Below are 19,336 nucleotides of genomic sequence, written 5' to 3'. Positions count from 1 at the left end.
ATAACAAATTTTATTCCAAAATAGTATTATTTCTTTTTACCGATCAACGAAAAGTCCAGATGGCGTTTAACCAAATCCGTGTTCTTCACCATTACATAAACTTCGTCCCCAAGCTGGTACATCCGTTTGGTACGTTCCCCGATTATGGCGTACTGGCGTTCATCAAATACATAATAATCATCTTTGATGTCCCGGATACGGACCATGCCCTCACATTTGTTCTCCACAATTTCCACATAAATGCCCCACTCGGTAACTCCGGAAATAACACCAAGGAATTCCTGGTCCTTGTGATCTTCCATAAACTTGATCTGCATATACTTGATGGAATCGCGCTCCGCATTGGCGGCCAATAGTTCCATATCCGAAGAATGTTTGCATTTTTCCTCGTAAAAATCAGCTTTTGGGGCTTTTTCCTTATCCAGATAATGTTGCAACAAACGGTGGACCATTACGTCCGGATAACGGCGTATGGGCGAGGTAAAATGGGTATAATATTCAAAGCCAAGTCCGTAGTGGCCTATATTTTCCGTGGTATAAATGGCCTTGCTCATACTGCGGATGGCCAACGTATCCACTAAATTTTGTTCTTTTTTGCCCTTTACATCCTCCAATAACTTGTTCAGGGACTGGTTAATGGTCTTACTGTCCTTTAGGTTGATACTGTGTCCGAATCTGGAAATAACGCCGTTCAGGGCCATTAATTTATCCTCATCGGGCTTGTCGTGCACCCGATACACAAACGTTTTCTTCTGTTTGCCGATAAATTCGGCCACCTTTCTATTGGCCAAGAGCATAAACTCCTCGATCAATTTGTTGGCATCCTTTGCTTCTTTAAAGAAAACCCCAACGGGCTCATTGTCTTCGGAGAGATGGAACTTCACCTCTATTTTATCAAAAGAAATGGCACCGGCATCCATCCTGGCCTGTCTCATTATCTTTGCCAATCTATCAAAAGTGAGAACGGCATCCACAACATCGTCCGAAACGGAATACGCTCCTTCCCTTATGGATATTTCCTTTGGAATATTGTTCTGCTCGGTCTCAATAATATGCTGGGCCTCTTCGTAGGCAAAACGTTCGTTGGAATTAATGGCGGTTCTACCAAACCATTGCTTTACCAATTTGGCATTGTCATCCATTTCAAAAACTGCGGAAAAGGTATATTTTTCCTCGTTGGGTCGAAGCGAACAGGCCATATTGGAGAGTACCTCGGGCAACATAGGAACCACCCTGTCCACCAAATATACCGATGTGGCCCTATCGTAGGCTTCATCCTCCAAAATGGTATCCGGCTGCACGTAGTGTGATACATCGGCTATATGGATACCGATCTCATAATTGCCATTTTCCAACTTTCGAAAGGAAAGTGCATCATCAAAATCCTTGGCATCCTTTGGGTCGATGGTGAAGGTGAGTACGTCCCGCATATCCCTTCGCTTGGCTATTTCGGATTCCTTTATACTGGTATCCAATGTTTTGGCGAACTGTTCTACCTCATAAGGAAACTCGTGCGGCAGGCCATATTCGGCCAAAATGGAATGTATCTCGGTGTTGTGTTCCCCGGGGCGTCCCAGTACTTCCACAATTTCGCCGTATGGAGAATCGGTATCATCGGGCCAATCACCCAGATTGACCAATACCTTGTCGCCATCATTTGCTTTCTTCAATTTTTCGGGCGGGACAAATATATCCGTGTACATCCTGGAATCGGTAGGGCGTACAAATGCAAAACTTTTTTGCTTGTCTACAATACCTACATAAGATGTTTTCTTGCGCTCGAGTACCTTGGAAATCTCACCTTCCATTTTTTTGCTCTTGCGCCTCGGTTTTATAAAAACCTCGACCGTATCGCCATGGAAGGCACGGTTCAAATTATTGTTCTGGACAAAGATGTCATCTTCCAGTTCATCCACAATAATGTAGGCATTGCCACTTGTGGTCAAATCAACCCTACCTGTGTAATACGTATGAAGTGATTGCTTCTTTTGATACTTGCCCCGTTCGGGCTCCAAAATTCGTTCACCGGCCTTTAACTGTCCCAAACGTTTGATCAAAAGGTTTCGGTCCTGTGTATCGTCTATTCCGAGTTTTGATGCTATTTGCTTATAATTGAAGCTTTTAGATGGTTCCTTTTCCAGTACGGTGAAAATGCCCTTCGTAATTTCATTCTTTCGCTGACTACCAGCTCTCTTCTTTTTCTTTGACATTAACGTCCTTATTTTTTTGAAAAATACGAATTATAATCCTTGGCCCACAAGGAAAGGATAAGTAATCACAAACAAAGTCAACTTTATCAACAATAATCAATATTATATTTTTTCTTCTTTTTTAAATTTAATTAAAATGATGATTATGATGGATCGTTGAAATGTGGAATAAAATTTTGGTAAAAAAGTTGCTTTGAACGATCAAAATAGTTTGTTCACAATTTGTAAGACCACAAGAATTTTAAAAATCAATCGATTAGATTTTTTGTACACAGTTTTTAATAACCGTTATCAACATCAATTTATTGAAAAGTTAATGTGTTTTTAATGTTAATTACCGTAAAAAAGTTCTTGATATTGGTTGATTAATTTTTAATTGAATATCACCGCAACATTAAATAATTATTCCTACTGATCGATTTTCTTGAATTACAAAATTTCGTTACTATAAGTTTTGGGCAAATAGTTAACAAAATGGTGTTATTGTTAATGGCTTGTTTTTTAATCGAATGGAAAATTCCGTACGATTTTATGAACAGTATAACATCAAAAGATATTGTACCTTTGCCATGTACCCATTTTAATACCACAACCATGAAAATAGCCATAGGAAACGACCATGCGGGAACCGATTATAAACTTGCCATTATCGGTCTGTTAAAATCTAAAGGAATAGAAGTTATCAATTACGGAACAGATGGAACCGACAGTGTGGATTATCCGGATTTTACACATCCTGTAGCTACCGATGTGGAAGAAGGTAAAGTAGATTTTGGCATTGTAGTTTGTGGTAGTGGCAATGGAGCCACCATGACGATCAATAAACACCAGGGTGTTAGGGGAGCCCTTTGTTGGAACAAGGAGATTACCCAATTGGCCAGAGAGCACAACGATGCCAATATTTTAAGCTTACCGGCTCGCTTTATTGCACTACCGCAGGCATTGGATATGGTGGAAACATTCTTAAAAACAAAGTTTCAAGGCGGTCGTCACGAACGTAGAATAGAAAAAATTCCATGTAGATAAACCCTATGGGTCACCATCACCATCACGGACATTCACATTCGCACGCCCATCCCGATCTACAGGGAAGGAACCTCCTTATTTCCATTTTCCTGAACATTGGGATCACGTTGGCACAAATTATAGGGGGATTGCTATCGGGCAGTCTTGCATTATTATCGGATGCCCTTCATAATTTTAGTGATGTACTTAGTTTGATAATAAGCTATGTGGCCAGGCGATTGGGACAACAAAAAGCATCCAATCTTAAAACCTTTGGGTATAAACGAGCTGAGATTTTGGCAGCATTCATCAATGCCGCGACTCTGGTTGTTGTGGCCATTATCTTAATGAAAGAAGCTGTGGAAAGATTGATGGATCCGCAGGAAATAGAATCCAACCTCGTTATTTGGCTCGCTTTGGTCGCCATTGCAGGAAACGGGTTTAGTGTATTGTTGTTGAAAAAGGATTCAAAGAACAATATGAACATGAAATCTGCCTATTTACATCTCCTTACCGATATGATGGCATCCGTAGCCGTTTTAATAGGTGGTGTTCTGATGAAATATTTTCAGATCTATTGGGTGGATGCCATCCTTACCATGATCATTGGTGTCTACCTTATTTATATGGGGTATGATCTGTTGAAGGAATCCACCAAGGTATTGATGCTCTTCACGCCAAAAACCGTGGTCATCCAAGATATTGTGGAATCCATCTGTACCATAGAGCCCGTTAAAAATGTGCACCACGTACATATTTGGCAACTCAATGAAGACGAAGTCCACCTGGAGGCCCATATCGATTTTAAAAATGATATCCGCCTTTCCGAGTTTGATGAAATCCTTGAAAAAATCGAAGAGCACGTGTATCATAAGCATGGGATAAACCATGTAAACATACAACCGGAGTTTGATAAGTGCGATTCCAAAAGCGTAATAGTCCAAGATTAATGCAAGTATCCGTTAAAACCTTTGATGAGCTATCAACCAAAGAACTTTACCAAATTCTGCGACTCCGCAGTGCCGTTTTTGTAGTGGAGCAGGACTGCGTGTACCAAGATGTGGACAACAAAGACCAAAAAGCACTTCATGTCATGGGAATTAAAGATAAGGAAGTAGTTGCTTACACACGAATGTTTAAACCGGGCGATTATTTTGATAATGTGAGTATTGGCAGGGTAGTGGTAAGCAAAGAACAACGCAAATACGGTTTGGGCAAACAGATCATGTTGGCATCCTTGGCTGCAATAAATCAAAAATTCCCCGGGCAGACCATAGAGATTTCGGCGCAATCCTATCTATTAAAATTTTATAGGGAATTAGGTTTTAATGCCACTGGAGAAGAATATTTGGAAGATGGGATTCCACATCGTAGAATGTTGAAGACCGAATAACTGTCCTATCTCTTTAGGGCACTTTTGGGGTGTTATTCATCTACTTACAAATCATAGCATTACTGACTAAACCAACCTTTTCGCCACACCAAGCCGCTCCAAAAAATCCAGTTTTAAAATAAGATTCACGGGTTTTTCCGCTTTGTTCTGACGGGAAAAGAACAGATAGCCTTGATTTCGGGGGTCAAGTTGTTCCAAAATCAGTTTTCCATGATTTTCTCTATGTTGGAAAGACAATTTTTTTAAATTATCTTGATTCAACCCCAATTCATCCAAACGAAGAATCAATTTTTCACGGTTTACCCAAGTGATGTTGCAACTGGTGAACTCATCTTCATCATCTGAATAAATACTGGTCACCAAGGCGTAAAAATGGGTCTTTTTGGAAACATCGAACAGCCAACCTTCTTTTTGTACTCCATTTTTGTGATACACCAGTTCAAAGGCAAAAGTGGGCAAACTTTCGTTCACGTAATCCAATTGAGCTTTTTCATCAACAAAAAATTGCTTTCCCGAAGCTTTATCCTTTAGGATAAGATCTATGCCCTGTACTTGTTTTTTAAGATGGGAAACCCGTTCAAAACAATAATGCTTTAAGTGTTTTTGATAGTACGAATCCAGTAAAGGCGTCAGTTGTTTTTCTTTGGAAAGATCAGTTTTGAAGTTGCTTTTCAAGTTCGGATATTTTCCGGAACAGGGAAACACCTATTTTTTCCACAATGCCCACAACCAGTGCGTTGCCCATAAAAAAGGCACGTTTGGCATCCGAAATGCCCTCCAATTTGGTATGGTTATCTGGAAACATGTTCAACCGTTCCAATTCAACAGGTAAGAGTCTTCGCAGTCCCTTGGAGGTCTGGACCACGTGCTTAAACCGGGATGGGGACTTGCCGCCCTCACCGGTTATTATAGTTCTGGAAGGTTGATCAAGGGCATCGGGGAAAACCATGCTGCCCTCGCTGTAATTGTATTCAAAACCAGTGCTGGTCTTGCGTATTTCTTTTTTTGCCCCCTTTAAATATTCCCATTTCGGCAGGTCGGCTTCGTCAATACTATATTCCGGAGCAACGGCACCTTTTTTCAAAATATCGGAGAGGACGGTTCTTTTGCCATCGTACGAAGGGGCAGTTTTTAGGGTAGATACTTTCCCGTTTATACAAATCCCTGTGTTCAAGAACGGGGACAGCCCTTCTTCCTTATTGAAATTGTTCGATAACTGGACCAAATCCTTTTCCAAATCAAATTCAACAAGATTTTTTGTGGATTGCTCAACAGGAAAGGACTCACAAAATGTACTATCCCTTAAAATCCAGTCGGTAGGATTGGCTTTCTGAAGGTTTTTATAAACGTCCGTACCTTTTAAATACGCCAGAAAAAAAACGCGCCTTCGGCGCTGTGGCATACCATACTCGGCCGCATTGATCACGCGCCATTCCACGGCATAGCCCAAATCCGACAAACTACGGAGCATTACGGCAAAATCCCGGCCCCGTTGGCTGGAGGGCGATTTTAATAGACGGTCCACATTTTCGAGAAACAAGTATTTGGGCTTATTTTTCTTCTCCGAAAGAATCCGGTGAATGGACCACCAGAGCACTCCTTTTTTACCAATGAGTCCCTTGGAATTTTTTAAGGAAGTCGCAACGGAATAGTCTTGGCACGGAAAGCCCCCAACTAGTACATCATGGTCGGGAATTTCCTCCGTTTTTACGGTTTCTATATTTGCGTTGGAATGATTTTCGGCACCAAACCGTGCCTCATAGACCAAAGATGCATGCTGCATTTTAGTGGAAGGCTCCCATTGGTTGCTCCACACTACTTTGTAGTGTTTTGTGCTTTCCAATCCCAAGCGAAAACCGCCAACACCCGCAAAAAGTTCACAGACTTTAAGTTGTTGCATGCCCAAAAATAGAATTAATTCCCTTTTTTAATGGTATGGTCCCACAAATTTGTGAACACGGGTTTTTGGTACGTAGAGCCACGACCAGAGACTGAAATTCTATCGAATCAACTCACAGGAATCCGATTATGGAATCACAGAAATGGCTCCAGAGGGCCATTGGTAAATTCAAAAGGGGCATTCGTCAATTGGCAGCATCAATTTTTTGACGGTTTCGCTAATTTGGATTAAAAATCCAAAACAAGTTAACAATGAGAGCAACAATCAGTGCCCATATCCTATTAATTCTCTGCATGGCATGCAAAAACCCAAAAAGCGGGGAAATCAAAAGTAAATCGCCCGAAAAAACCGACTTAACGGAACAACATGAAGTGAGCGCGAATATCCCAAAAGCGGTCCAAACCTCGGAAAAAAGTTATGTAATAGCATCGGAGGTCCCTATTTATGACCCGTATGATTTTGCTTTGGAAATAGACGCTATCAAGGCTCTTTTGGGCAAGGAGATTCGGATTGATATCGATTATTTTAAGGATGAGTATTCCGGAGAAAGGGATGCTTTGATCAAGGTCACTTACGAGGACACAGAAATCAAATTCTATCAATTGCAGGAAGGGAAACACAATGCCAACATTACCACGCCAAAATTATCGGTATTGAACGGAATAAAAATTGGAATGCCAAAACAGGAGTTTTTAACCGTCATGCAAATTGATGATCCAAATGCATCGGCGGCCAACACATTTGTTTACACCGACGACTATGGTGCCATGGATTTCTTTTTTGAGGACGAAGCCCTTTCGTTGATCAAGATCTATTTTGAGGAGGGGGATTAACGGGCTAAGATCAACCTCCAAAAACAGTTTTGTAAAAAGAGAATACAAAAACTGCTGAAAAGATAAAGACCACTATCATAAAAAGTCTGTTGAGAAAAAGAATAAAATCTTGGGACTCCAAATTCTCTTTGATGCGCGAGATCTTCGGGTTACTGGGGAGGTACATAATTTCCAACTGATCGGATTCCAAAAGTGAGGCAACATCGGCATCGTCCAAGAATTTTTTGTCAAGCCCCTCGACCCTTTCACCTCTACTGTTTTTAAATACGTATGAAAATTGGATGGCCTTGTCATTTTTTATAAATGCCCCAGTGTCCCTGTGGTCCGTAATAATGGCTGTTGCCGCAACGCCGTAGTACAATAGGTTCCAGTTTTGCATACTGGTTTTTCCATTCACCAAAACACCGATTTTTTGTAAAAGCAGGTACAAAAGAATGCTTACCCCGATGAGAATGAGCCCGATCTGCCATGTTTGTGATGATTTGAATACCATCTCATACTTTTCCGGAGAAGAAAATATTTTCTGCAGGGCCTCACCCATCAAAATGTAACTGCCAACGACATAGACGACGATTTTTAAAATACAGATGAGCACAAACACGAACGAAAACCGACAAACTTCTTGAGACAGGAAAATGGGGTCTTTGGGCTTTCGGGCAATATTCAGTCCAACAGGAATGGTCTTATCCTGTTCAAACCGTTTTAAGCTGGGCTTGCTGTCCCATACCCTAATTTTTCTATGGATATGGCTCCCGGAAAAGTTTTCTAACAACAGCAAGAGCTCCAAAAGTGGCTTTTCCCCTTTTTTAATGGTTTTTACGGAGATGATCGAGGCTTCCTTTGTTTCGATGGATTTGTTCTTGCGGTTTCTCAGAATACAAAAAGACCGAGAAAAACAATTTTTCATAAGATTATTGAGCCAAAACAAAAGGACAACAATAACTAGGATGAGCGTTAGAATGGTGTAGTTCATAAACAAGTTTTAGGTTAAAGTACCATCTTAATAGATGATTTCACCACTAAACTTGACGGTTACACGGTTTGAATTGATAGATGCCCCGTTTGGATTGGTAAAGGGCTATTTTTTAATTTAAAATTTTGGAGTATTTGGCGTTGTCGGCCAATAATTCTTTTGCGGTCAAGATCGCATCATCATGTTTTAAATAATGTTTATAAAGACCTTCCCGGTAAAAATATCTGGTAATGATCTCGTCTTCCAGATTTTTCTTGATTTCGTCTTCATAGGTATCCAGCGCATTGATTTTTCCCCTGTTTACGGCAAGAAGAAGGTCCTTGTACTTTTCTTGGACCTCGGAGCCGAGCAAGGTATCATCACCGTTAATGGTCTCCTCCAAAACCTTTTCGGTTTTTGTCTGGTAAGAGAAGTTCTGTTCCGCCGCGTAGGCCTTGAAAGCGCTGTAATCCGAGCTTGAAAAGTTAAAGCTGTCGACGGAATCAAAATTATGGTCGTAGAAATATTGCGTTGCATAATCAAAAACGATGTTGTTGGCTTCCAAAGCATCGATCAGGGAGTTTGTTTTCAAGGACTCGATGGTGATATCCGGCATTACACCGCCCCCGTCCCAGACCTTTCTTCCGTTTCTGGTGGTAAACTCGTTAAAATTGGTGTTCCTGACAGCGTTTCCCTGTTCGTCCCGGTTCCAATAATCCAACGATTGGATGCATCTACCGGAAGGGGTGTAATATCTGGAAATGGTGACCTTTAACTGTGTGCCGTACGTAAGCTTGAGCGGCCGCTGAACCAGGCCTTTGCCAAAACTCCTTGCACCGACGATTACGGCCCTGTCCAGATCTTGAAGTCCGCCCGAAACAATCTCGCTGGCCGATGCGCTTTTTCCATTAACAAGCACAACCAAAGGAATCTCCAAGTCCTCAGCTTTGTTTCTCGTCCTATATTCTTGATTGAATTTTTTCACCTTGGATTTTGTGGTAACGATAAGTTCGCCTTTTGGTACAAAGAGATTGGTTACGTTTATCGCTTCGGACAAAAGACCGCCGGGATTTCCCCTAAGGTCAAGAATCAATCTTTCGGCACCACGGCCCTTAAGGTCCTGCAAAGCAGTTTGTGTCTGTTTGGAAGCTTTTTGGTTAAAACGGGACAAAACAATATATCCGGTTTTATCATCGATCATATCATAAAAAGGAACGGCATCTACCTCCACGCCACCTCTGGTAATGGTGGTGGTTTTGGTTTCTCCCTGCCGTAAAAAAGTGACCTCAACAGTGGAGTTGTTGGCACCTTTGAGCAGCTCTCCTGCGTTATCGTCAAAATCGGCGACCAAGGTTTCCCCAATCTTTATAATTTCGTCTCCGGCCTTTAATCCTGCTTTGTCCGCTGCATACCCTTGATATGGCTCCACAACGACCAATTTGTTTTCATAGGAACGGACAAGAGCGCCAATGCCGGAGTATTCCCCCGCATTGTTGATTTTGAAAGATTCTACATCCTGCTCGTTCAAAAACTGGGTATAGGGATCCAGTTCTTCCAACATGCTCTTTATGGCGGAATCCATCAATTCGGCGGGATTGGTCTCGTCCACATAATTCATGTTGAGCTCCTTGAAGAGGGTCGTAAAGATTTCTATCTGTTTGGCAATTTCAAAAAAGTCGCTTTTAAAACTACTGGCCCCGACCAGGACCACAACCGCCAAAACGGGAACCAAAACCTGCTTTCTAATCAATCTTTTCATGGGATTCTTTATTTATAAAGGCATCTAATAGCTTTTTCATGGCCGTTTCAACTTCATCAAAACTTGGAGCCTTCTTGCCAAGGTATAAAAATATGAACGCAAAATTTCCTTCAATGTTGTTAAAAATGAGGGGCTTGTTGAGCCGGTACGCCTCTCTCATCAGTCGTTTGATGTGGTTACGGGCCACTGCGGTTTTAAACCTTCTTTTTGGGGCGACCACCGCAACTTTTACCTGCGGGCCATCATTAAAATCAACGGGTAAATAGATGAGCTTGATGGGAAATACATGTAATGACTTGCCTTCTGTAAAGAGCGCTTCGAACAGTTTTTTATTGGTCAGCTTCTCTTTTTTGGGGAAGGAAATGTCCCCTTGAGGGGACTTTAGGGGTGTAATTTCTAATTCAAAACCAGGCTTTTTACTTTGCATTTCATTTATGACTTCTTTTAAGGTCATCAAAACACTGAACATATTTTTTTTGACCTCACTATCTTGTAGCCGAATCAAATGTACGCCCACTTTTTCTAGTTGACGTTCTCTTTCTGCATCCTTATCATATTTGAACTCATGAGATATCCCATCAATTTCAATAGCGAGCTGTAATTCATGGCAATAAAAGTCAACAATGTACTCAAGGAGAGGCACTTGTCGATGAAATTGAACCCCCAAAGCACGCTGTTTTATTTTTTCCCACAGAAGGACTTCAGAGAGCGTGCTGTTTTTACGCAGTTGCCTAGCGAACTCTTTTAACCTTGGATTGTATGGAATAATCTTGTTTTTCAATGGTCACAAAAGCTAAATATATTAAGAATAATTGGTCAACGAACACCCCTAAGGTCCCCTCAAGGGGACAAGGATGAGCCCTTCCTTAATAAAAAAGGGCGGCACAAACGGCCACCCTTGTTGTGCTGTTAAAAGAACAGCGCTTATTCCTCTGCCTGATACACGTTGTTTTCTCCATCTACATCCGCCATCAGTTGGGATGGGTCTATCATAATGGCCTGTACGTTCTCCAAGGGCATGTCCAAGGTAAATTCGTATGTTGGGAAAGCCCATGGCCAATCGTCCAGAACAGTGCGGTTTAGGTTTGGATATGGATTTTCTTTTTCACCGTACATCATCCGCAATGGGATGTAGTATGTTTCCTGTGTTCCGTCCTTTCCAACGACCAGGATATCCAACGGCATTGGCATTTCACCGATGCGCTCCAAGGCAACTTTGGTGTTATCGCCATCTGCATCAACAGTTTTGATTCCGTAATCGATGGTGTTGGTAGTCTGGGTCCAGTCGGTCAAATACCAGTTGAGCTCCATGCCGGATACTTTTTCTGCAGTTCTTTTGATATCGTTCGGAACGGGATGCTTGAACTTAAAGTCTTCAAAGTACTTTTGAATGGTTTCCATCAACTTGTCCTGCCCGATTATATACCCCAATTGGGAAAGGAAAATAGAACCTTTGCTATAAGCTGAAATGCCATAGGCAAAGTTCGTGGGATATCTGTCCGCATGGGTGGACTGTGGCATTTCCAGACCGGAGTTTACCAAAGCGTAGTATCCGCGATAGGAACCTTCAAAAGGGTTTTGCTTGTTCTGTTCCATGATCTGGTTCATGCACAAGCTACTGATGAAAGAAGTAAAACCTTCGTCCATCCATTCGTGTTCGGACTCGTTGGTCGCAAGCACGTGCTGGAACCAAGAGTGGGCCATTTCGTGAACCATAACCCCGACCAGGCTTCCGAATTCGCGTTCGCCGGTGATCAAGGTGCTCATGGCATATTCCATTCCACCATCGCCTCCCTGTACAACGGAATATTGTTTATAAGGATATTTACCAACATTATTGCTGAAAAATTTCATGGCTTCCGCCGTTTTCGGCTGTAGGTTTTTCCAGTTTTCATTGAACTCTGGATTGTCCTTGTACAAGAAATGAAGCGTTGGGCCACCTTCCATTTCATAAATGTCGTGGATGTAGTCTGGGTCGGCCGCCCACATAAAGTCGTGTACTTGTGGTGCTTTAAAATGCCAAGTCAAGGTTTTGCCCTTGGTTTTTACTTTTGTGCCGGGTGTTTCATATCCGTGTCCGATTTCATTTGGATTCTGAAGATATCCGGAGCCACCTACGGTGTAATCCTTGTCCAAGGTGATTTTTACATCAAAATCGCCCCAAACGCCATGGAATTCACGGGCTATGTATGGATTGGGATGCCACCCTTCAAAATCATATTCAGACAATTTTGGGTACCATTGGCTCATGGAAAGCGCAACGCCTTCGCTACTGTTTCTTCCCGAACGTCTGATTTGAAGCGGAACCTGTCCGTTGAACGTCATTTCCAAAGTGGTTTTTCCTCCGGAAGGAATAGGCTTGGCCAAATCAACCACAAGAATGGTTCCTTCCTCGGTAAAAGTCACGGGTTGGCCATCTTGGGTAAGCGATTCGGCATGGAGATACCCCATTTCACTTTCTGATAGGGATGCAATCCTGCTTTTCCCGTCTTCCATCATTCGTTTATCGGGGTCCTTGATACTTTGGAGCCTAATGTCCATTTCACTGCCAGGTTGAAATGCATTGTAGTATAAATGGTAAAAAACACGATTTAAATCATCCGGGGAATTGTTGGTATAGACCAATTTTTGTGTGCCGGTGTACTGATAGGTCTTTACATCCATCTGTACATCCATGGTATAGTCCACGTGCTGTTGCCAGTCGCTTGATTGCGCACTTAAAAAAAGGGTAGCGCCAAAAAAGGCCGAAAAAAAGAGGGATCGTAAATGCTTCATATTTTATTTTGAATTGCTTTCTAAGGTCATTTTGCCGTTTGAGATGTTGTCTGCTAAAATTAAGGCATTATAGGCATTAACCATCTTACCGGACTTGGAAATTTTGTCGAAAGTGGTTGCTTTGGTCTCATCACCGGCAACAATTACAGAGGTCTTTGTTCTAAGTCCGGACTGCATGATGATGCTTTTGACCTGCGATGCGGAAAGGTCTGGATAATAAGAAAGAATCAATGCAGCAACGCCTGCAACTGCCGGGGCCGCCATGGATGTGCCTCCTTGGAACTCGTATTCGCTATTGGGCATCGTGGAATATATGGCATCGCCTGGAGCAAAAACATCCACACGTTGTTTCCCATAATTGGAAAAAGAGGCTACCATTTTGGAGCCATAACTACTGGAAAGTGCTCCAACGGTGATCAGGTTGTCCACAAACTCGCTGTCGCTGTCCATATCGTCGTTGGGGTAGTTTCTGTTTTCGGGAATCTCTAGGTCGTCTCCATCGTTACCCGCGGCATGCACGATCAACACGTTCTTGGAGGCGGCATATTTTATGGCATCGTAGACCCACTCGGCCTTTGGAGAAAAAGATTTTCCAAAGCTACAGTTGATTATGGACGCTCCATTGTCAACCGCATATCTAATGCCCAAAGCAATGTCCTTGTCGTATTCATCTCCGTTTGGAACGGCCCTAATGCTCATAATCTCAACGTTTTTGGCCACTCCGTTCATACCAATGCCATTGTTTCTTTTTGCAGCGATAATTCCGGCAACGTGGGTTCCATGACTTTCGGTATCCACCATGTTCTTTGGATTTCCGTTACCGTACGGAACGTCGTCAATATCATAAGGGTCGTCGCCCACGGGCTCCCTACCGTTAAAGTCTTTGTTGAGGTTGTAGTTGGCCTGATCGGTAAAATAAGTGATGCCTTCTTCAAGCTCTTCCAACACCTCTGTAATACTATCGCCATAAGTGAACATTTGGGTCAATACGGCAACACTTTGCTCCATTTGCGCCGTTTTTGGTTCTATGGATAGCAAATCCTTTTTGGTGTAGGTCTCTTTGCCCAACTCGTTTTTAACAAGTTCATCGGCACCTTTCACCACCTGAAATATTTGTTCGTACTGCTGTTTGTTCTGAACGGCCTCGGGATACTCCTTGTCGAGCAAAAGTCTTGCTTCCGCCCTCTCTGATGCATCCCCGATGTTTAAACGTAGCATTCTAACATATTCCAGTTGCTCGTTATAGGATTTGCCCAAAAAGTTATAACCGTGTATATCGTCCACATACCCATTGCCATCATCGTCCTTGCCATTATTGGGTATTTCGTCGGAATTGGTCCAAAGGACGCCCTTTAAATCTTCGTGCTCCAGATCCATGCCCGAATCCAAAACGGCCACAACAACGGTCTTCCCTTTTCTGTTCTTAATGATTTCATCGTAGGCCTTGTCCACGCTCATTCCCGGAATAGTGTCCTTGATGAGGTCCAAGTGTCCCCAGTTTTTCTTTTCCGTTTCGGTAAGTTCGGCAACTTTCAAGGGTACGGAGTCAATGTTATCAACTGGGGTCGAAACCAACGCGGTAGACCCGCAGCCCATTAAAAATAGGGCAGCGGACAGAGACAGGAATGATAGTTTGTTATATGTGCGATTCATAAAAATTAATTGTAAAAATGTGAGGTTATTGTGTACTGAATATTTCATTATAAGAAAAGAGGCGGTCCGGGCGCGCACCCTTTTCGGTCTGCTTCAATGAGCAGATCTGATTATGTGCATCGTGCTCGAACAAGAGCAGCCAATCGTTTTCTGCGGCTTTATTTAAAAAAGATTCCTTCTCTTTTAAGGTCAACAAAGGGCGGGTGTCGTATCCCATAACGTACGGTAAGGGAATATGTCCCACCGTGGGAATGAGGTCGGCCACAAAAACCAATGTTTTGCCCCTATATTTTAAATGTGGAAGCATTTGCTTGTCGGTATGGCCGTCCACAAAATGAATGCCGAACCCGAGTTCAGAATTTTCTATGAAAGAGGTTTCCTTTCTGTTCACAAAATGCAACTGACCGCTTTCTTGCATGGGCAAAAGGTTTTCTTTTAAAAAAGAAGCTTTTTCCCGTGCATTCGGCCGGGTGGCCCATTCCCAATGGTCTTTATTTGTCCAGAATTTGGCATTTTTGAAGGCGGGCTCATAACCTGTACGATCCTTGTTCCATTGAATGCTGCCACCGCAATGGTCAAAATGTAGATGGGTCAAAAAAACGTCTGTTACATCATCCCGATGGAAGCCGGCATTTTTTAACGATTGGTCCAAGGAATGATCGCCCCAGAGATAGTAGTAACTAAAGAATTTTTCGGATTGTTTGTTGCCCAGTCCATTATCAATCAAAATAAGTCGGTCCCCATCCTCTATCAAAAGGCATCGGGCGGCAAGATCGATCATATTGTTGGCATCCGCAGGGTTGGTCCTGTTCCAAATAGATTTGGGAACCACACCGAACATGGCTCCACCATCCAACTTAAAATTACCTGTCTCTATGGGATAAATTGTCATTCCGAAAGTAAAATGGGGTGCAAAATAAGAAAAGCACCATCTAAATGCCGAAAAAATAAAGATATATTGGCCGTATTTTAACAAAAAGAGGACGAGTTTCGTTAAATATGTCAATGTTTGGGGAAATATGCGCTTTTCTATCCCTTGGCCGGGACATTGAAGAACGATTATCTAAAAGAAAAACAGTAAATTTCCACAAAACTTAGACGATGCTCGAACTTGCTGGAATCATAATCCTTGGCATTATTGCACAATGGGTGGCTTGGCGGTTTAAACTTCCCGCAATTTTACCTTTGATATTGATAGGATTGCTGGTGGGCCCCATAGCCACTTTATATACGGAAGATGGATCAAAGCTGATAGAACCCATTTGGAACGGGGAAAAAGGACTGTTCCCGGGGGAGGGACTTTACTATTTTGTGTCCTTGGCGATAAGTGTTATCCTTTTTGAAGGTGGATTGACCCTAAAAAGGGCAGAGATATCCAATGTGGGGCCAGTTATCACCAAATTGATCACTATCGGAACCATAGTCACTTTCTTTGGCGCAGGGGTTGCCGCACATTATATTTTTGGGCTTTCTTGGCAAATTTCCTTTTTGTTCTCCGGCCTGATCATTGTGACCGGCCCTACCGTAATCACGCCCATCCTTAGAAACATTCCGTTGAAAAAAGACGTTTCGGCGGTGCTGAAATGGGAAGGTATCCTGATCGACCCCATTGGGGCCTTGGTCGCGGTATTGGTATTCGAGTTCATTAGTGTTGGAGAAGGACAGGCCTTTACCCAAACGGCGCTTATCGAGTTCGGTAAGATCATCCTGTTCGGAACTACTTTTGGGTTCACTTTTGCACATGCATTGGCATTTGCCATCAAAAGAAATTTTATTCCACATTATCTGCTCAATGTGGTTTCATTGTCCACGGTACTCCTTGTTTATGTGGAGTCGGACCTGTTTGCACACGAATCCGGGCTTTTGGCCGTAGTGGTGATGGGTATGGTGATGGGAAACATGAATTTGCCAAACCTTAAGGAGCTGCTCTATTTCAAGGAATCGTTGAGCGTGTTGTTGATTTCCATCCTTTTTATCCTTTTGGCGGCCAACATCAACATCAGTGATCTGGAACTTATCTATAATTGGAACACTGTGGCACTTTTCGCGGTAATCGTATTTATCATACGGCCGATAGGGGTTTTTCTGAGTGCGCAGGGATCCAATTTAAAATTCAACGAGAAACTTTTTATAGGATGGGTGGGTCCACGAGGTATCGTTGCAGCAGGTATTGCTTCGCTTTTTGGCTCCAAACTGGTATTAAGGGGAGAGGCAGGCGCAGAATATATCACCCCGCTGGTTTTTATGATAGTACTGGGAACGGTTTTGTTAAATGCGACCACGGCCCGTTTTTTTGCAAAACTCGTTGGCGTGTTCTTGACGAAGTCCGAAGGTATTCTGATTATTGGCGCGTCCAAGCTTTCCAGATTGATCGGAAACTACCTTAGAAAGAACAATAGGCACGTGGTTTTGATAGACAACAACCAAAATAATGTGGAAAAGGCCAAAAAATTGGGGCTTGAGGCCATTACGGCCAATATCTTCTCCGATACCCTCACGGATAACATCGAGCTCAACGATATGGGATATTTAATGGCGTTGACGGGCAACTCAGACATCAACAAATTTGCGATCAACAAGTTTCAAAGACAATTTGGTGAGAACGGAGCTTTCAGGCTTGTAAATACCGAAGAGGTGAACGATCCGGACAATAATCCAAAGGAAGGGCTTTTTTCGCATACCGATGACTTTATTCAATTAATGGATACCGTCCGTAAGCACCCTACAATTCATGAAATCGATTTGGAGGACAAGGAACATTATGACGAACTGATCGAGATTACTTATGAGGATAGGGACATTGTACCCTTGTTCACCAAATCGCCAGACGGTAGCATTGAGATAATTCCTGCCAACAGCAAGGACTTTACCCCAAAAGGCGAAGGCTTTAAATTGGTTTATTTGGGCAAAGAGATTGAGGAGGCCAAAGAGGAAAAAAATCCCGAAAAAGATTAAAATAGTTTTGTGAAAAAGAGTCGAAAATGGTTTAGAGACTGTTCTATTCACTTACCATTGACAGAGCCGGCACCGAAAAATAGGTGCCAAAAAGAATAGAACTCTAAATTAGGCGCAATATGGGCAGCGATTTGATTATTACCATTGTGATCATCTGTATAGGGATTGTCCTGTTCGTAAAGGATTATTTCTCCATAGATACCACTTCCATCATTATTATGGCCCTCTTTATTGTGGCGGGCGTCCTAAATCCAAAAGAAGGTTTTTCGGGCTTCAACCATCCGGCCACCATAACCCTCGGGTGTATGTTCGTAGTGAGTGCGGGAGTGTTCAATTCCGGAATCTTGGGAGGTCTTAGCGACCGGATCATAAAACTGGCCAAAATACATTACAGCATTGCATTGATCACATTTTGCCTAATTGCGGGCATGTTTTCCGCTTTTGTGAACGATTCTGCGGTGGTGGCACTGCTTTTGCCCATTGCACTGACGGTTTGCAGGGAGACGAAAATATCCCCGGGTATGTTGTTGATTCCCATATCCTTTTCGGCACTTTTTGGGGGCACCTGTACCTTGATAGGCACTTCCACCAACATTTTGGTGAGCAGCTATGCCCAGGAATATGGATTGGAAGGTTTTGGGATGTTCGAATTTAGTTTGGCGGCCCTTTGTTTGGCAACCATTGGGTTTGCCTATATCTTTTTTGTGGCACCGCTTCTTCTGCCAAAGCAAAAAAAGGAGCAGGATGTTCTTACCAAGGAAGCTCAAAAGTATATTACCGAGTTATTGGTTGAAAAGGATTGCCCAGATAGCAACAAGCCTTTGCACATGTCCAAATTGGTCAACGATTATAACGTTCAGATATTGGACATTTCCAGGGATAGGTTTAACAAAAAGAGCATCGGCCCCGAAACATTTATTTTGGAAGGAGATGTAATGAAAGTCCTTGTTCCGCCGAAAACACTTAATGCTATCCGGGACATAAAGGGCTACAGGGTAACCGGCGACAAACAGTTTGATGAATCGGAACTGGAGAAGAACATTTATGAGGTCATTGTTCCCTTTGGCTCCAGACTTACAGAAGGCTCCCTGCGCTCACTTAATTTCAGGAGGCAATACAACGGGTCGGTTTTGGCCATTCGGCAACGTGGGGAAATCCTGTATGAAAAATTGGCCGATGTTAAGTTGATGGAAGGCGATATGCTCTTGATCTTGGGCACTGAGGCCGATGTTGATGCACTGGTTGAGCAAAACTTGGTGGTGGCTCTTTCTGAATACAAGCATGGGAAGGTAAATTATAAAAAAGCCGTTCCCGCCATTGTTATTGCTGTTGGAGTGGTGTTGGCGGCCTCGCTCAACCTTACCTCCATTTTGATAAGCAGTATGGTCGGAGCGCTATTGTTGGTGGCCACATCCACATTAAAACCTAAAGAAGCTTACGAGGCGGTGGAATGGAAGGTCATTTTTATGATGGCAGGCGTGCTTTCCATGGGAACCGCCCTCGAAAAGACCGGAGGGGCGGAAAAAATAGCCCTTTTTATAGAGCAGACCTTGGGAAATTATCATGCCCAGGTTACCCTCAGTATTTTGTATTTGGTTACGTTTTTGAGCACCAACGTGCTCTCTAGTAAGGCTACGGCTGCATTAATGACCCCAATTGTGATAAGTTTGGCATCTGCCATGGAGATAAGTGAAAGGCCATTTCTGGTAGCAGTAATGTTCGCTTGCTCCCTTACGTTCATGACCCCTGTAAGCTATCCTACCAATACTATGGTGTATGCCCCTGGAAACTACAAATTCAATGATTTTTTAAAGGTCGGGACCCCGCTCAATATCATTATTTGGATCGCGGCGACTTTTGTGATACCGTACTTTTTTCCTTTTAATCCGGGAAGCTAAACC

Annotated in this window: 15 protein-coding genes; 6 read left to right on the top strand and 9 right to left on the bottom strand. The window is 42.8% G+C overall.

All coding sequences use genetic code 11. The features are described from left to right. Window positions 1-26 precede the first annotated feature (26 nt). Entirely contained in the window at window positions 27-2,210 is a 2,184-nt protein-coding gene (gene rnr, locus GVT53_RS17230; RefSeq protein ID WP_166249725.1) for a ribonuclease R, read from the bottom strand. A 594-nt stretch (window positions 2,211-2,804) separates the two neighbouring features. On the opposite strand from rnr, the gene rpiB reads away from it, so the two are divergent. The 3 genes from rpiB to GVT53_RS17215 are packed head-to-tail and all read left to right on the top strand — an operon-like array spanning window position 2,805 to window position 4,608. After that, window positions 2,805-3,236, top strand: coding sequence for a ribose 5-phosphate isomerase B (rpiB, locus tag GVT53_RS17225; protein WP_166249724.1), 432 nt, complete (start codon window positions 2,805-2,807; stop codon window positions 3,234-3,236). Between the two features lie 5 nt (window positions 3,237-3,241). Then, on the top strand, window positions 3,242-4,165 hold the full coding sequence (locus tag GVT53_RS17220) for a cation diffusion facilitator family transporter (protein WP_166249723.1): 924 nt from the start codon (window positions 3,242-3,244) through the stop codon (window positions 4,163-4,165). Then, entirely contained in the window at window positions 4,165-4,608 is a 444-nt protein-coding gene (locus tag GVT53_RS17215; protein WP_166249722.1) for a GNAT family N-acetyltransferase, read from the top strand. Before GVT53_RS17220 ends, GVT53_RS17215 begins: the two co-directional genes overlap by 1 nt. 66 nt (window positions 4,609-4,674) lie before the next feature. On the opposite strand, the gene GVT53_RS17210 is transcribed toward GVT53_RS17215, so the two are convergent. Beyond that, on the bottom strand, window positions 4,675-5,283 hold the full coding sequence (locus tag GVT53_RS17210; protein WP_166249721.1) for a hypothetical protein: 609 nt from the start codon (window positions 5,281-5,283) through the stop codon (window positions 4,675-4,677). Beyond that, complete coding sequence (gene dcm / locus GVT53_RS17205; protein WP_166249720.1) at window positions 5,261-6,508, bottom strand: DNA (cytosine-5-)-methyltransferase; 1,248 nt, start codon at window positions 6,506-6,508, stop codon at window positions 5,261-5,263. Before dcm ends, GVT53_RS17210 begins: the two co-directional genes overlap by 23 nt. Before the next feature lie 251 nt (window positions 6,509-6,759). On the opposite strand from dcm, the gene GVT53_RS17200 reads away from it, so the two are divergent. Further along, a complete protein-coding gene (locus GVT53_RS17200) occupies window positions 6,760-7,341 on the top strand; it encodes a hypothetical protein (RefSeq protein ID WP_166249719.1) in 582 nt (193 codons plus the stop codon). 10 nt (window positions 7,342-7,351) lie between these two features. On the opposite strand, the gene GVT53_RS17195 is transcribed toward GVT53_RS17200, so the two are convergent. The 6 genes from GVT53_RS17195 to GVT53_RS17170 form a co-directional block, all read right to left on the bottom strand. Beyond that, window positions 7,352-8,314: a DUF3592 domain-containing protein gene (locus GVT53_RS17195; RefSeq protein ID WP_166249718.1), complete on the bottom strand. Its 963-nt coding sequence runs from the start codon at window positions 8,312-8,314 to the stop codon at window positions 7,352-7,354. A gap of 112 nt (window positions 8,315-8,426) precedes the next feature. Next, window positions 8,427-10,052, bottom strand: coding sequence for a S41 family peptidase (locus GVT53_RS17190; protein ID WP_166249717.1), 1,626 nt, complete (start codon window positions 10,050-10,052; stop codon window positions 8,427-8,429). Beyond that, window positions 10,036-10,833, bottom strand: a complete 798-nt coding sequence (locus GVT53_RS21215) for a ribonuclease P protein component (RefSeq protein WP_166249716.1) — start codon at window positions 10,831-10,833, stop codon at window positions 10,036-10,038. Before GVT53_RS21215 ends, GVT53_RS17190 begins: the two co-directional genes overlap by 17 nt. Before the next feature lie 143 nt (window positions 10,834-10,976). Continuing rightward, window positions 10,977-12,827 (bottom strand): M1 family metallopeptidase, encoded by a 1,851-nt coding sequence (locus GVT53_RS17180; RefSeq protein ID WP_166249715.1) that lies wholly within the window; start codon window positions 12,825-12,827, stop codon window positions 10,977-10,979. A 3-nt stretch (window positions 12,828-12,830) separates the two neighbouring features. Then, window positions 12,831-14,480 carry a S8 family peptidase gene (locus GVT53_RS17175; RefSeq protein ID WP_166249714.1) on the bottom strand — a complete coding sequence of 550 codons (1,650 nt, stop codon included), beginning with the start codon at window positions 14,478-14,480 and terminating at the stop codon, window positions 12,831-12,833. 25 nt (window positions 14,481-14,505) lie between these two features. Then, the gene (locus GVT53_RS17170) at window positions 14,506-15,372 is read right to left on the bottom strand and encodes an MBL fold metallo-hydrolase (RefSeq protein ID WP_166249713.1); all 867 of its coding nucleotides are present in this window, start codon (window positions 15,370-15,372) and stop codon (window positions 14,506-14,508) included. Between the two features lie 209 nt (window positions 15,373-15,581). Here GVT53_RS17170 and GVT53_RS17165 point away from each other — a divergent pair, with 209 nt between their 5' ends. Both GVT53_RS17165 and GVT53_RS17160 read left to right on the top strand, forming a co-directional pair. Further along, the gene (locus GVT53_RS17165; protein WP_166249712.1) at window positions 15,582-17,435 is read left to right on the top strand and encodes a cation:proton antiporter; all 1,854 of its coding nucleotides are present in this window, start codon (window positions 15,582-15,584) and stop codon (window positions 17,433-17,435) included. Between the two features lie 119 nt (window positions 17,436-17,554). Next, a complete protein-coding gene (locus tag GVT53_RS17160; RefSeq protein WP_166249711.1) occupies window positions 17,555-19,333 on the top strand; it encodes an SLC13 family permease in 1,779 nt (592 codons plus the stop codon). Window positions 19,334-19,336 lie beyond the last annotated feature (3 nt).

This window comes from Flagellimonas oceani, assembly GCF_011068285.1.
GTDB lineage: Bacteria > Bacteroidota > Bacteroidia > Flavobacteriales > Flavobacteriaceae > Flagellimonas > Flagellimonas oceani.
The sequence above is the reverse complement of the archived record's forward strand: the minus strand, read 5'-3'. Positions and strand labels throughout refer to the sequence as shown.

Bases quoted from the DNA above. Each gene is read 5' to 3' on its own strand.
- GVT53_RS17180 (WP_166249715.1), bottom strand. From the start codon at position 12,827: ATGAAGCATTTACGATCCCTCTTTTTTTCGGCCTTTTTTGGCGCTACC.
- GVT53_RS17200 (WP_166249719.1), top strand. From the start codon at position 6,760: ATGAGAGCAACAATCAGTGCCCATATCCTATTAATTCTCTGCATGGCA.
- GVT53_RS17175 (WP_166249714.1), bottom strand. From the start codon at position 14,480: ATGAATCGCACATATAACAAACTATCATTCCTGTCTCTGTCCGCTGCC.
- dcm (WP_166249720.1), bottom strand. From the start codon at position 6,508: ATGCAACAACTTAAAGTCTGTGAACTTTTTGCGGGTGTTGGCGGTTTT.
- GVT53_RS17220 (WP_166249723.1), top strand. From the start codon at position 3,242: ATGGGTCACCATCACCATCACGGACATTCACATTCGCACGCCCATCCC.
- GVT53_RS17190 (WP_166249717.1), bottom strand. From the start codon at position 10,052: ATGAAAAGATTGATTAGAAAGCAGGTTTTGGTTCCCGTTTTGGCGGTT.
- GVT53_RS17170 (WP_166249713.1), bottom strand. From the start codon at position 15,372: ATGACAATTTATCCCATAGAGACAGGTAATTTTAAGTTGGATGGTGGA.
- GVT53_RS17165 (WP_166249712.1), top strand. From the start codon at position 15,582: ATGCTCGAACTTGCTGGAATCATAATCCTTGGCATTATTGCACAATGG.
- rpiB (WP_166249724.1), top strand. From the start codon at position 2,805: ATGAAAATAGCCATAGGAAACGACCATGCGGGAACCGATTATAAACTT.
- GVT53_RS17160 (WP_166249711.1), top strand. From the start codon at position 17,555: ATGGGCAGCGATTTGATTATTACCATTGTGATCATCTGTATAGGGATT.
- GVT53_RS17195 (WP_166249718.1), bottom strand. From the start codon at position 8,314: ATGAACTACACCATTCTAACGCTCATCCTAGTTATTGTTGTCCTTTTG.
- GVT53_RS17215 (WP_166249722.1), top strand. From the start codon at position 4,165: ATGCAAGTATCCGTTAAAACCTTTGATGAGCTATCAACCAAAGAACTT.
- rnr (WP_166249725.1), bottom strand. From the start codon at position 2,210: ATGTCAAAGAAAAAGAAGAGAGCTGGTAGTCAGCGAAAGAATGAAATT.